We start from the raw sequence: 13,297 nt of genomic DNA, 5'->3' as shown, positions 1-13,297 counted from the left end.
CGAGGCGAAGGCAGGTTAAACTGAAGGGGCTGACCCCGGAGGAGTTCCGGAACCAGCCCCTTGCGGCGTAGTTCTTATTTAAGCCGTCCAAGTTTTGGGGTGCAGTTCAAATCTGCATCCCCCGTTTTTGTTGCGTTTACTCTAGGTCAATAAATTTGGTGCTGAGAATCTTGCCGTCCTTGACGAGCATTCTGGCCATGGTGGGGCCTCGGGTGCCTCTGGGGTAGCTAGCACTGCCGGGGTTGAGGACCAAGCAGCGGCCTACTTGAGTTTCTTTGGTTACGTGAGTGTGACCGTTGATGGCTACGTCCACGGATCCCACCGGGAGGTCTTCGCGGTAGTGGGCTACGGCGAATTTGAGTCCTTCGTAGGTGAAGAGGGCCAATCGATCCACGTCGGGCCCGTAATCACGGTAGTAGTCGTTATTGCCCAGAACCGCTCGCACGGGGGCAATGGTTCGCAGATGTTCGTAGTCCATCTCCGACGTAAGATCGCCGGCATGGATAATCAGGTCCGCGCCGCTCAACTCATCTAAAAGCGCGGGCGACAGATAACCGTGGGTGTCCGAGATGATGTCGATACGCTTGGCGCTTGCACTGTTCATGGGATCCCTTCCGCAAAACGATTTGGTGCATTCATACAAAAAGCCCCGCGGCTCCGCAGACGATTTTGGTCTACAGGGCTGCGGGGCCGGTGTGCTAGAGGCTCAGGGCCTTCTTGAGCGGTACGACGCGACGGCGCGAAACCGGTACGCGTTCGTCGACGCCCGTAATGCCCAGCTGGATAGCGCCCGAGGGGACCGTCTCGACGTCGGTAACACACGCCAGGTTAACGATATAGCGGCGGTGAACGCGGAAGAAGCCAAAATCACAGAGCTTGGCCTCGAACTGTGCCAGCGAGGTCGTCGACAAAAAACGGTCGTCGACGGTATAGATACAGGAGTAATCGTCCTTGGCCATAATGAAGCGAATGTCGTCCACGGGGATGAGCACCTTGCGGCCGCCCTTCTCCACCGGGATGCGCTCGATGGTCACCTTGCTGTCCGCAACGGGCTTCGTGCGCTGCATGACCTTCTCGATTGCACGATCCAGGCGGGCTTCCTCTACCGGCTTCATCAGATAGTCGACGGCATCCACATCAAACGCCTCAACCGCATGATCGCTGTACGCGGTCACAAACACGATCGCCGGCGGATTCTTAAGCTTATGCAGCGCCTCGGCAAGTTGCAGACCCGAAGCGCCAGGCATCGAAATATCGAGGAACACGACATCAACGCGACTCTCCATAAGCATCTCGATGGCGGAGCGAACGCTCGACGCTTCTGTGATCGTGCCGATCTTGCCCGTCTGCTCGAGCAAGAAGCGAAGTTCCGAACGGGCCGGGGCCTCATCATCCACAATCATCGCACGCAGCATGGGGATAAAACCTTTCGTCAACTAACTACGTCGGGCATACGCCAACCGGCGTTAAGCCCGTGACCAATTATTCTACTCTTGAATGTCGAAGATGCTCTCCGACAAATCGAGATGTAGGAGCACTTTAGCGCCCTTACCCGGCGCCGATTCGACGCGCGTATAGGAGTGCGGCCCATAAAAGCGATGAATGCGCTCCGAAATATTGTGCATGGCAACGCCGGCGCCGCCACCCTGCGGGGAGCTGGCGTCGGGGCGGGCAGAGCGCTCGTCAAACAGTCTGGCAGCGATGCCCTCGTCCATGCCCACACCGTCATCGGCCACCGAAATCAAAATCGCATCGTCACCATCCCTGCGCACCGTCACGTCAATCTTCAGCGCACTGGCATCACCCATGCCGTGACGCACGGCGTTCTCGACAATCGGTTGGATCACAAATGCCGGAACCAGCGTGTCCTCGACGTCCTCGGACACGTCAAAGGTCGCCAGCACGCGATCCTCGCCAAAGCGCGCCTTCTCAAACGTCAGGTAGCGCTTGGTCTGTGCGACCTCGCGCGACACGGGAATGAGCGAACCCGAATTGTCGAGCGTTGCGCGATAGAACGAGGAGAACTCGCGCAGCAGCTCGCGGGCGCGCAGCGGGTCGGTACGCGTAAACGATGCGATGGTGTTGAGCGTGTTGAACAGGAAGTGCGGGTTAATCTGCGCCTGCAGGGCACGCACCTCGGCACGGGCCGTGAGCTCCTTTTGCACCTCGAGCTCGTGAATGGCGAGCTGCGTGGACAGGATTTCGGCAAAACCCGAGGCGAGCGCATACTGGGTACGGTCGACGGCACGCGGGGTCTTGTAATAGAACTTGAGCGTGCCGACGGTGCGGTCGCCCACCTTGATGGGTGCGATGATGCCAGCGGGGACCTGGTTGTGTGAGCCATCCGAACCCACCACGTCCACCACGCGGTTGAACGACTGGACGATACCGTGTTCGATGACGTAGCGCGTGGCGAGCGTATGAATGGGAGAATTGGGCAGCAGCTTTTCCTCAAACTCGCCCGCGCAGGCCAGTACGTTGCTCTCGTCGGTAACGGCAACTGTCATGGCGCGTGTCTCGGGCAAAATGCGCTGGCACACCAGACGTGCTGACTCCTGCGTCAGACCGCCTTTAATGTCCTCGAGCATGGCCGAGGCCACCGAGAGCGTCTCCTCGGTGTACTGCGAGCGAACCGAATCGGGATTGAGCGTCAAAAAGATAAAGATACACAGGAAGATGCATAGCAGCGTACAGGCGACCACGGTCGCGATTGGCTCGATTCCAGTCGCCAGGGCAAAAACAAAGTACACCAGCACACAAATGGCGCAGGATACGGCAATGATGCGAAAGATTGACATTGAACTATCGCGCTGGGCGCGGCGGTCGATCATTCAGTCCCCTCCAGGATGCTGGTCAGCTGGGCGTCACGCCAGAGCTCATCCATAATCTTGGGCCAGAAGCTCTGGAAACGCAGGTAGCTTGCGGCGTTTTGGCGTGCGTAGGTCCTGGCCTCGTCAATACCGTGGCGCCAAATGCGTAGGTATCCCTCGTGCTCGCGGGTAAAAATGCTGCGGACCATGGCAGTCTTACGCACGCGATCGTCAAGCTCGCGCGAAATCCACGGACCCGGATAGGGCATGAGAGACGCGGCTGTAACGGGAATGAGCTCTTTCTGATGCGCGGCAAACGTTAGCTTGGCACGTTCGTAGTACCAACGGTACACGTCCTGCATAAAGCGCGGCGAGCGTTTCTCGGACTCGGGCGGCAGATGGCGCACGGTCCACTCGTTATCAAACCATACGTCGTAGCCAAATATGCGCATATTAAAGAGGTAGTCCAGGTCCTCGCCACGAGTGATAAACGGGTCAAATGCCACGCGGGTAAAGGCGCGGGCATGGAGGGCCATAAGGCCGCCGCACACATAGTTTGAACGCGAAATACGGGTACCCGAGAGCGCCTTTTTCATCCAGCGATTGAACTCAATACGCTTGGTCCACCAACGGTGGCAGATGCCCACCTTGTCCGTGGGGGCCAGCGGCGATCCGTCTCGATCGTAAAAGTAGCCGCTCTTAACCAAGATCGGCAGGCCCTGACGCGTCTGCTGCCCCAACGCGTAAGTCGCGCGTTTCATAAAGTCGGCATCGATGACAGTCTCGTCGTCATCCAAAAAGATGACGGCATCGTGACCCAGCACGGCGGCACAGGCAAGTCCCATATTGCGGATGGCGCCATAGCCGCGCAGGCTCACGCATTCTCCCGAACCCTTGGGCGCAATCTGCGCTACGCGGTCGGCGATACGCGATGCCTGGGTATTGGTGACTACGGTAACTTTGAGCGTAGGGTGCGCGTCGACGATTTCGCGTACACGCTTCGACACATCCGCCGTGGCCGAGATGGGACAGACCACCAAAAGGATGATTCGCGGAATATCGCGTACCTGCTCGAGCGAAGCAAGACAGTGATCGAGCTCGGGATTGGCGGCGTTGAGATTCGTCGAGTGGTCATAGACACCGGGAGCGTTTGCATGGGCATCATCGCCCGCCCAATATGTTGGAATCACAACCGTGGCGTTCATGCCTTCCCTCCCTGCAACACAAAAACGAGGCGCCGCCAAACACAGGCGACGCCCCGCGACCTAGCTGATTCCATCATACCCACTTGGGCAAATCATTGCTCGCAAGTCGCAATGTTTATTGCGGATAACCCCAAAAGAGTACCGCAGACAGGCACAATAGCCGCTCGCTCCTATGCGGCATGCTCTGCCGCTCGAGTCATGCGAGACAGGCGGGCCAGCAGCATAAAGCCAACGACCAGCAGCACAGCAATGGAAAGAACGCCCAGCGACGGGTTGCCGGTCAGCGAGGTGACGACCGACACCAGAAAGGTGCCCATAACGCTTGCATAGCGCCCAAAGATGTCAAAGAAGCCGTAGTACTCGTTGGACTTTTCCTTGGGGATGATGCGGCCAAAGTAGCTACGGCTGAGTGCCTGCACGCCACCCTGGAACAGGCCGACCATAATGGCAAGCACCCAGAATTCAAAGGCGGTCTTGAGGAAAAACGCGGCGAACAGCACAATGCCCATGTAGGCGGCGACCGCCACCAGGATCATGTTGAGCGTGCCCACGCGTCCGGCGAGCTTGCCGTAGATGATGGCGGACGGAAAGGCCACGAACTGTGTAACGAGCAGGGCCAGTACCAGCTGGGTCGAGTCGATGCCCAGAGCCGAACCGTAGCTGGTTGCCATGGAAATGACCGTGTGCACACCGTCGATGTAGAAGAAGAACGCGATCATGTAGACCAGCACGGTCTTGTTGTGGGCGATCTCGCGCATGGTGTGTACGACCTCGGAGAACACGCCGCCCACGATGTGGCCGATGGTGTCCTCGGGACCGCGCTCGCGACCGTACTTTTGCTTATAGGTGCGAATGAGCGGCAGGGTAAAGATGAGCCACCAGGCACCAGTGATGACAAACGACAGACGCGTTGCCAGCATGGTGGGGACGCCAAGAGCGGGACCACCCATGATAAGCGCCAGGCAGATGATAAACGGCACAGTGGAACCGATGTAGCCCCAGGCATAGCCCGAGCTGGACACGGCGTCCATGCGCTCGTCAGTGGTAATGTCGGGCAGCATGGCGTCATAGAACGTCATAGAAGAGTTAAGGCCGATGGTGCACAGCACGTACACGGCCAAAAATGCCATGGCAGACATTGGGATAGCCTGCGCCAGGCAAAGCACCAAGCCCGTGAGGAAGAAGCCCAAGAAAAACTTGATCTTGTTGCCGGCGTAATCGGCAAGTGCGCCCAGAATGGGCATGAGCATGGCAATGACCAGCGAGGCAATCGTCTGCGCGCTACCCCAAGCGACCACCAGGTCGGCCGAGGAAGCACCGGTATTGATGGCGTTAAAGTAGATGGGCACCACCGAAGTGTTGAGCAACACGAGGGCCGAATTGCCCACATCGTACATAACCCAGTTACGCTCGAGCTTGGTGTATTTCATGGACAGGGACCCTTCGTGTTCGCCCGATATGCAGCTAGTTCATCGTACCCCAATTGTCCAGAACCGCCGGTAAGGATTCGGCAAAGGGACACGCACGAACCCTACTCCTCGCGGTCGAACTCTTCATCAGCGCCGAGCACGCGACCGCTGTAATTGACGTGGTTGGTCACGGCCTCCATGTCGCCGGTCTCGATAAAACGTGCGACCGTGCACTCGTAATCGACCAGCGCGCGATCAAAGACCTCGGGGAAACTCTCGTTCGAGACCTCGTCGGTAAAGGGATTCTTCCATGTCAGATGGCCCAGATTGCCGGTGCGCTCGGGCGGCTCGGTCGTCACGCGGTGAGCAAGGCCATCGAGCAGGGAGTAGTCGTGTACTAGGCCCTCGACCAGGGCAATTGCACGCGTCTTGGCCGAGCCCGCCGGTTCAATGGCGCGATAGAGCAGCTGCATGTCGGCAACGGCGGCACCGTACTCCCCCGCTGGGATATCGATACCGTACACACGCCCGGCAACATAGCTCATCAGCACGCCGGCCACGCGATTGATGCGGTCGGTGGTGACGATCTCGCCCGCCGGCGGATAGTCCTCGACCGTGGCCCCGTCGCGCTTGAGCTGCAGCATCAACACGTCCAGGTCACTTTCGAGCACCGCATGGACCTGGCTGCCCGAATCCCCCAGCTCGGGATCGGACTCGACAATGCCAAACTGCTGCTCGTAGACAAAGGGGTGGGCATTACGGTCGAGCACGTAGTGCGACAGCAGGCCCAGCGCAAAGGCGCGGCCCAAGTTGGCATCGCGCGGGAGCAGATGGGACACGCCGTCGCGCAGGCACGAGAACTGGCGCGACATGCGCGAGCGATGCATGGCCTGCGCCAGCAGCGTGCAGTCGGAAACGCGCGGCGTCAAGATGTGGAAGAAAAACGGGTCGGGACCCTGGTTGCCCAGGATAAAGGCAATGCGTTCCTCGTCGGACGTAATGACGCCCTGCGGCAGACGATCGATGCTTTCCTCGCCAAACAGATGATGCGTAATAAGCGCAGGCATAATGATCCTTTCGATTTCATTCGATGTCACCCATTATGCCCACCGCGCGGCCATGCCAAACCCGCGTCGGCAAACGATGGCATGCGGACCGTCTACACAAGCCCCAGGCGCGCCTTAACCTCGGCAGCGCGACGACGGGACACGGGCACCGTCGAGGTTACGCGATCGAGCCTGAGTTCCATAAGACCCGTAGAACCGATCTCGACATTGTGCACGTCTTCCAAATTGACCAGATAGCTGCGGTGGACACGGATAAAGCCCTCGGAGGCCAGGCGCCGCTCGAGCGATGAAATCGACTCATTGATCAGATATGTTCCCTCGGCGCAGACGGCGTTGCAAAAATCGGCGCGCGCCTCAAAGTAGCAGACATCCGCCACGGGAATGAACACCTTTTTACCCCCACGATCCACCGTCAGGCGCAAAGGCTGGCGCGGAGCATGGACGACACGGCGAGCGCCCAGGGCGGTCTCGATCTTATCGAGCGCCTTTGACAGGCGAGCATCCTCGACCGGCTTGACGATGTAATCGACGGCATCGAGGTTATAGGCATCAGCCGCATACTCGGCAAATGCCGTCACAAACACCACGACCGGCGGTGTCTTTAGGTTCTGAAGCGTCTCGGCAAGCTCAATTCCCGAGCGACCGGGCATAGTAATGTCTAAAAACAGCACGTCGGGCTTGTTCGACAGAATCGATTCCACGGCTTCGGTGACATTGCCCGCCTCGGCAATCTGGCCCACACGCGCATCCTTTTCCAACAGATAACGTAGCTCAGCCCTAATTGGGGGCTCGTCATCGACCACCAAGATGTTCCAGCCTTCGGACATATGCGCTTCCCCTCTTTTTTCTCTCAATCCAACCGCGCGCTACACCGTTAGCGGTGCCGGCTCATGCGGCTCGCCGTTCAACTCAACGATGACCTGCGTTCCCACGCCCTCCTGGGACTTCACGCGCATGCCGGAATCTTCTCCGTAAAAGAAATGGATGCGCTGAAGCACGTTGAAGAGCGCCAGGCCGCAGCCTCGCTTGACGGAGCCGTCGGCGGTAATGCTTTCGGGCTCCTCTCGGCGATGCTGCTCAAACAGATGCGCGCAGACTTCTTCGCTCATACCGATGCCGTCATCTTCGACGATGATCTCCAAGCCGTCATCGGTCTCAAAAGCCCTAACACGAATGGAAAGCGGCTCGGTCTCGCGCTGCGCATGCTTGATGCAGTTTTCGAGCAGCGGCTGCAAGATAAACGGCGGCACCAGGCTGTCGCGCACCTCAAAGTCGATGTCGACCGAAACGCGCAGACGGCCGTCGCCATAGCGGGCCTGCATAAGATTGATATAACGGGTGCCCTGTTCCACCTCGTGCTCGAGCGTGGTGAGCGTATCGGAGTCAGAAAGCGTCTGACGATAGTAGTTGGAAAAGTCGATCAGCAGCGATCGCGCCTTGTCGGGCTCGGTTCGAACGAGCGAAACGATCGTGCTAATGGTATTGAATAGAAAATGCGGATCGACCTGCGACTGCAGAGCGCGGAGCTCAACGCGGGCCGTGAGCTCATCTTGGCGCTCGAGCTCAAAGCTGGCGAGCTGCGTGGAAATGAGATCGGCGAAACCCGAGGCAAGCGCCGTCTGTCGCATATCGATGCTGCTCAGGCGTGGGTAATACAGCTCGAGTGTGCCCACGCAATGACCGCGCACGCTAAGCGGCGCGACAATACCGGCACGCAGACGGGGAAAATAGCCGCCCGTCTCATTGGAGGCATCACGCGAAAACACGCTCTGTTCGCCCGTCTCAATCACGTTGAGCGTGGTCTTGAGCACTACCGGGGTTCCGGCAGGGCACTTTGCCGAGTCCTCGCCCCAGCTTGCCAGCACCTGCCTGCCGTCAGTAAAGCAGATGGCAGAAGCGATGGTCTCGGACAGGATAATTTTAGAGGCACCCAGGGCCGCTTCGGGCGTAAGGCCGCGCGACGTGTAGGCAAATATTTTTGATGCGATGGCGAGCGTGCGGTCGGTTGCGCTCGATGTGAGGTCATCGGGGACCACAAAGACATACGAGAAGAAGAAGCACAGCATGACCAGGCCGGCAATAACGACAACGCCTGGAACGGGATTGGGATTATCGGTTAAATCCCAGATAAGCAGCAAGATAAGCGCCGGAACGACAACACCGAGTAGGATGGCCTGAACCACATGCTGGGCCGTACGAAAGACCTTGGTAGAGTTGTAACTCTTGCCCAGATTCAGCCTGTTTAAATCCACCGTCATCCCCTCTTGTCCGTAGTACCGATAGCAATAAAGAGGGCCGCAAGCGACCCTCTCCATTGCATTATGCAATCAAAAACTGTGTTTTACATCCAGCCATCGACAAACGGTAGCTTAGGCGCTGTACTTGTTTGGCTCGCCGAAGGTGCCGGCCTCGACAATCCAGCCGTCCTTCATGATGACGTCCATGTTGTCGGTGTTGAGCACGTGGATGTCGGCGGCGACGTCACCGTTGACGACCAGCAGGTCGGCGCACTTGCCGGCCTCGATGGAACCGGTCTCGTCCTCGATGTGGCACATCTTGGCACCGTTGAGGGTGGCGCAGGTGATGGTCTCGACCGGGGTGAAGCCGATCTTGTCGACGAACTCGTACATCTCCTCGATGGAGCAGGTGCCGTACGGGGTGACGAAGGAGAAGGAGTCAGAGCCGATCGTCATGACGACGCCGCGCTTCTTGGCCTCGCGCAGGCAGTCATAGTTGCGCTGCAGCTCCTTCTCGACCAGGGTACCCTCGTACTTGTCGTGCAGCTCGGGGACATAGACGGGAGGATAGGTGGCGTACCAGGTGGGCAGGAAGGCGATCGTCGGGGTGAAGAAGGTGCCCTGCTCGGCCATAAGGTCCATGGTGCGCTCATCGATATCGAAGCCGTGAATCAGCTGCTCGCAGCCAAAGCGAACGGAATCGTAGGCGGCGGCGTGGTTGTTGTAGCAGTGGCTCCACACGGGGATACCGACCATCTTGGCCTCTTCGACCACGGCCTGGATCTCCTCGGAGCAATAGTGCTGGTCGCGACCGGAGTCCCAGCGCCAGATGCCGCCACCGGTAGCCCAGATCTTGATGGCATCGGGGTTCTCGCGCAGGCGACGACGGACGGCCTTGCGCAGATCCCAAGGACCGTCGACCTGGTCGCCCCAGGGATGGGATTCCTTGTTGAGCTCCTGGGTGCAGTGGTGGGAGTCACCGTGACCGGCAACACGGCAGAAGCCGAGGCCGGTGGCCAGAACGCGCGGGCCCTTAAAGACGCCCTTGTCGATGCAGTCGCGAATCTGGATACCAAAGCGGCCGATCTCGCAGACGGTGGTGAGGCCGTGGGTGAGGCAGTCGTAGGCCTGCTTGACGGCGACGGCCTGCTTCTCGAGGAGCGGCTGCATGACCCAATCGGTGTCATCGTCGGTCAGGTTGCCCGAGAAGTGCAGGTGGGTGTCGATCAGGCCGGGAAGGACAGTCTTGCCGGCGGCGTCGATAACCTCAACGCCCTCGGGAAGGTCCTGCATAACACCGGCGTACTCGATCTTGCCGTTATCGTCGACGAGAACGAGGGAGTTCTCGACCGGCTCGGCACCGGTACCGTCGATGAGCTTGCCGCCAACGATTGCATACTTAGTGGACATGGTTCCTCCTTATGGATCCATATAGTGGGTGAGGCCGTGTTGGGTTAAGGCCTCACAAAGCTACCCAAGTGATGCCGGGTTCGGTACGCGGGAGAGAGGGCACCGCGCACCCAATCCGCCCCGGCTCGGCGTTACTTTTTACGGGAATTGGTGAAAGCCATGAGAGCCAGGCCAATAGCCAACCAGCCGATCACGATGCTCCACTCCACCATGTTGAGGGAGGCGGGAGAGAACGGAATCACGAGCAGGCCGATGATGATGGCGCAGGCAGCGATGGCGAGGCTGATGCCAAACTTGCCGCCGGGCACCTCGTAGGGACGAGGTAGGTCGGGCTCGGTGAAGCGCATGCGCAGGCAGGCAAGAGCGACCATGCCGCAAGAGAAGATGAAGGCGAGAGCCGACACATTGGTCAGAGGGATGAGCATGTTCTTGCCCAGGAACGGACCGACGACGGTGATGATGGCCAGAACGACGCAGGCGAGCTTGGGAGCGCCGGAATTGGGATCGACCTCGGCAAACTTCTCGGGCAGCTGGCCCTTGCGGCCCATGGCGAGCATAATGCGGCTCGTGGCGCCGTAGAAGGAGTTCATCGGGCCCATGGGTCCAAGCGTGGCGATGACGAGCATGGCCAGGTACAGGAGCATGTTGATGCCCTTAAGACAGGCAAGCGCGGGAACGGGGCTCTTAACAAACTCATGCCAGTCAAGGATAGTGCCGAACGAGTAAATGCAGACCATGTAGAAGCCGCCGGCGGCCAGCAGGGCCAGGGAGATGATCTTGCCGAACTTGTTCCAGTTAAGGCCCTCGGCTGCTTCCTCAGCCTGCTGAGGAATGGTGTCGAAACCGGCGTAGAAGAACGGGGTCAGAACCAGGACCGACACGATACCGGCGAACAGGCTGGTGCCCTCGGTGGCGGCCTTACCGCCGCCAGCACCGGCGACCTGGGAGAACACAGGCATGGCGTTGTTCGGCGAGCCGGTGAACAGCGAGACGCCCATGGCGAGTAGCATGCCGCAGAGCAGGGCCTTGGTCAGGAAGGCTTGGAGCTTGGCGGCCGAGCTGGCACCGCGGAAATTGAGGAAGATGACGTAGACTGCAAAGCCGAGCGCGATCAGCGTCGGGAACAGGTAAACGTCGGCGCCCAGGATGGTGTAAAGCTTGACGGCGCGCAGCCACTCAAGACCGGGCAGGCTACCGAACATCTCGGACACGAGAGTCGAAATGGCAATGGCCTCCCACGGGCACAGGATGCCGTTGCCCAGGGCCAGGAGCCAACCGGTAATGTAGCTCATTGTACGGCCAAAGCTACGATCGACATACTCGACGATGCCACCCGAGATGGGGATAGCAGCCGTAAGCTCACCGAAAACAGCTCCGACGGGCACGAGGAAGATTGCACCCAAGAGGAATGCGATCATAGCGGGAACGGGACCGCCGCCCACGACCATCCAGTCGCCGACCTGCAGAACCCAACCGGTACCGATGATGGCACCGAAACCGATGGTGAAGAAGTTCCAGAGCGAAAGCGTTTTCTTCATGCCGCCGGTATCCTCGACTGCAACTTCTGCGTTCTTGTCCGCCATTGTTCCCCTCCTTTCCTTTCTGACGCCCCTTGGCGTCACCCCTTGCACGGCCTGTTTTGCCGCGCACTTTTTATTTCATGGCTTTAAGATACGGCCTTGGCACAGCAACGCCACTCGTAGCTCGACCGAAGGCAGAACTGCAAAACGAGCGGCGCCGTTTTTGGGACGAACGGCGAGGGGCGCCACTCAGTGCGGGCGTCCGTTTTGATGACGCGATTCAATCGCTCGCGGAGGGCGTCGCTTTATGGCGCCAGGCTCGCTCCCGTCCATGCCGCTTACCGAGGTTTTGGCGTATGTCCTCATTTGCTGCACGTCTTTTTTGTAGGATGGACGGGTTATACATGAGACGAGGCGGTACAAATGGCATACGAATACAACGGCTGCGGACGGCAGCGAAACGTTCGCCTTGCCGGGCGTACCACGCCAGCATCCAGGAGTGTTTCTGACAACGACGGGCCGCAGCGTCCGCAGGATCGCCCCTCGTCGTCTATGCCGCAGAATACCAGCACGCGTCAGGCGGATCGCCCATGCTCGGGCACCCGTCAACGCCGGGCCGAAGTGCCTCGGCGGCAGAAAATCGATCGGCGAAAGTCTGACAATCACATCAGCCGTTTCTTTTCGAAGCCCCGCGGCGGACGCGGCGCAAAGCAGCCACGGCCGCTGGGACGCGGCCGGGCCGCCAATCCGCAGATTCATCGTCTCTGTCTTGCCCTGTGCTCCATCATGGCATGTCTGGCCTTTGTGTATCTGGGGTCGTGTGCCTCGCATGGCTCTGCCGGCCTAGAGCCCACCGCCGAGGAAAAGCTCCTCAAAGCCCCAGTCGCACCCGGCTACTCGTTTGCTTTTTCGACCCCACGTTCGCAGTGGAGTGCCGGCACCATGCCGCATATCTACCAGATCGACCCCGCATGGTCGGAGCTGCCCTACGCCGGTGGAACCATCCGCCAAAACGGCTGCGGACCCACCTGCCTCACCATGATCTACATCTTTAAAACGGGGCGCACCGATATGACACCGGTCGATATGTGCGCCCTTTCCGAGGCGGGCAACTATGCCCCCACCGGTGCCACCGAGTGGTCGTTTATGACGAGCGGCGCCGCGCAGCTGGGGCTTAACGGGACGCAGCTCTACAACGACCGAGACTCGATGGCCCAGGCCTTGCGCTCGGGTGCCCCCGTAATCGCCGTCGTGCGTCCCGGCACGTTTACCAACGTGGGTCATTACATCGTCTTCTACGGCATTGACGACGCCGGCCACATCGGTGTCTACGATCCCAATTCGCCCAGCCGTAGCGCCCGCCGCTGGGGCGTCGTAGAAGTCCTCAACGAAATCGAAGCCATGTGGGCCTACTACTAGTCATTGGGGACATAGTCATTGGGGACAGACTTAAATGACCAATACTAGTCATTGGGGACAGACTTAAATGACCAGCCATTATATGACTAGCCACTGGGGACGGTCTTTGCGGCCTATAGGACAAAATGTGTGTCCCGATAGAACATCCGTTTCCATCCATTAATCCAGCCAGAACGGGTACGGGTCCCTGTGGTGGAGGTCCTCCCACACGGCCCTGTCG

12 protein-coding genes are annotated in these 13,297 nt (G+C 59.3%); 2 read left to right on the top strand and 10 right to left on the bottom strand.

Features of this window, described 5'->3' with window-relative positions; all coding sequences use genetic code 11:
• The coding region (locus ACTQWD_RS08335) for an IS3 family transposase (protein ID WP_441554575.1) at positions 1-71 on the top strand (71 nt) is incomplete at its 5' end.
• Between the two features lie 65 nt (positions 72-136).
• Here the strand turns inward: ACTQWD_RS08335 and ACTQWD_RS08330 are convergent.
• From ACTQWD_RS08330 to ACTQWD_RS08285, 10 genes are all read right to left on the bottom strand, one after another.
• On the bottom strand, positions 137-604 hold the full coding sequence (locus ACTQWD_RS08330; RefSeq protein WP_441559728.1) for a YfcE family phosphodiesterase: 468 nt from the start codon (positions 602-604) through the stop codon (positions 137-139).
• Positions 605-698: 94 nt separating this feature from the next.
• Complete coding sequence (locus tag ACTQWD_RS08325) at positions 699-1,415, bottom strand: LytR/AlgR family response regulator transcription factor (RefSeq protein WP_154518646.1); 717 nt, start codon at positions 1,413-1,415, stop codon at positions 699-701.
• 72 nt (positions 1,416-1,487) lie between these two features.
• Complete coding sequence (locus tag ACTQWD_RS08320) at positions 1,488-2,831, bottom strand: histidine kinase (RefSeq protein WP_427794496.1); 1,344 nt, start codon at positions 2,829-2,831, stop codon at positions 1,488-1,490.
• Positions 2,828-4,015 (bottom strand): glycosyltransferase, encoded by a 1,188-nt coding sequence (locus ACTQWD_RS08315; protein WP_441559727.1) that lies wholly within the window; start codon positions 4,013-4,015, stop codon positions 2,828-2,830. Before ACTQWD_RS08315 ends, ACTQWD_RS08320 begins: the two co-directional genes overlap by 4 nt.
• A gap of 170 nt (positions 4,016-4,185) precedes the next feature.
• Positions 4,186-5,445, bottom strand: coding sequence for an MFS transporter (locus ACTQWD_RS08310; protein ID WP_427728898.1), 1,260 nt, complete (start codon positions 5,443-5,445; stop codon positions 4,186-4,188).
• A 101-nt stretch (positions 5,446-5,546) separates the two neighbouring features.
• Complete coding sequence (locus ACTQWD_RS08305; RefSeq protein ID WP_441031877.1) at positions 5,547-6,491, bottom strand: zinc dependent phospholipase C family protein; 945 nt, start codon at positions 6,489-6,491, stop codon at positions 5,547-5,549.
• A gap of 92 nt (positions 6,492-6,583) precedes the next feature.
• Positions 6,584-7,318, bottom strand: a complete 735-nt coding sequence (locus tag ACTQWD_RS08300) for a LytR/AlgR family response regulator transcription factor (protein WP_154518631.1) — start codon at positions 7,316-7,318, stop codon at positions 6,584-6,586.
• Positions 7,319-7,357: 39 nt separating this feature from the next.
• A complete protein-coding gene (locus ACTQWD_RS08295) occupies positions 7,358-8,743 on the bottom strand; it encodes a sensor histidine kinase (RefSeq protein WP_441041729.1) in 1,386 nt (461 codons plus the stop codon).
• A gap of 117 nt (positions 8,744-8,860) precedes the next feature.
• Complete coding sequence (locus ACTQWD_RS08290) at positions 8,861-10,138, bottom strand: metal-dependent hydrolase family protein (protein ID WP_154518625.1); 1,278 nt, start codon at positions 10,136-10,138, stop codon at positions 8,861-8,863.
• 131 nt (positions 10,139-10,269) lie between these two features.
• A complete protein-coding gene (locus ACTQWD_RS08285) occupies positions 10,270-11,721 on the bottom strand; it encodes an APC family permease (protein WP_441049028.1) in 1,452 nt (483 codons plus the stop codon).
• 723 nt (positions 11,722-12,444) lie between these two features.
• Between ACTQWD_RS08285 and ACTQWD_RS08280 the strand changes: the two genes are divergently transcribed.
• Positions 12,445-13,077: a C39 family peptidase gene (locus ACTQWD_RS08280; RefSeq protein WP_441554264.1), complete on the top strand. Its 633-nt coding sequence runs from the start codon at positions 12,445-12,447 to the stop codon at positions 13,075-13,077.
• The last annotated feature ends 220 nt before the right edge of the window (positions 13,078-13,297 follow it).

It is taken from the genome of Collinsella sp. LCP19S3_B6 (genome assembly GCF_052121815.1).
Lineage (GTDB): Bacteria > Actinomycetota > Coriobacteriia > Coriobacteriales > Coriobacteriaceae > Collinsella.
Note: the sequence above shows the minus strand (reverse complement) of the source record. Positions and strands in the feature narration are given on the sequence as shown.

What these genes read in the sequence shown, in the direction of transcription:
- ACTQWD_RS08330 (WP_441559728.1), bottom strand. Translation starts at nt 604, where the DNA reads ATGAACAGTGCAAGCGCCAAGCGTATCGACATCATCTCGGACACCCAC.
- ACTQWD_RS08325 (WP_154518646.1), bottom strand. Translation starts at nt 1,415, where the DNA reads ATGCTGCGTGCGATGATTGTGGATGATGAGGCCCCGGCCCGTTCGGAA.
- ACTQWD_RS08320 (WP_427794496.1), bottom strand. Translation starts at nt 2,831, where the DNA reads ATGATCGACCGCCGCGCCCAGCGCGATAGTTCAATGTCAATCTTTCGC.
- ACTQWD_RS08315 (WP_441559727.1), bottom strand. Translation starts at nt 4,015, where the DNA reads ATGAACGCCACGGTTGTGATTCCAACATATTGGGCGGGCGATGATGCC.
- ACTQWD_RS08310 (WP_427728898.1), bottom strand. Translation starts at nt 5,445, where the DNA reads ATGAAATACACCAAGCTCGAGCGTAACTGGGTTATGTACGATGTGGGC.
- ACTQWD_RS08305 (WP_441031877.1), bottom strand. Translation starts at nt 6,491, where the DNA reads ATGCCTGCGCTTATTACGCATCATCTGTTTGGCGAGGAAAGCATCGAT.
- ACTQWD_RS08300 (WP_154518631.1), bottom strand. Translation starts at nt 7,318, where the DNA reads ATGTCCGAAGGCTGGAACATCTTGGTGGTCGATGACGAGCCCCCAATT.
- ACTQWD_RS08290 (WP_154518625.1), bottom strand. Translation starts at nt 10,138, where the DNA reads ATGTCCACTAAGTATGCAATCGTTGGCGGCAAGCTCATCGACGGTACC.
- ACTQWD_RS08285 (WP_441049028.1), bottom strand. Translation starts at nt 11,721, where the DNA reads ATGGCGGACAAGAACGCAGAAGTTGCAGTCGAGGATACCGGCGGCATG.
- ACTQWD_RS08280 (WP_441554264.1), top strand. Translation starts at nt 12,445, where the DNA reads ATGGCATGTCTGGCCTTTGTGTATCTGGGGTCGTGTGCCTCGCATGGC.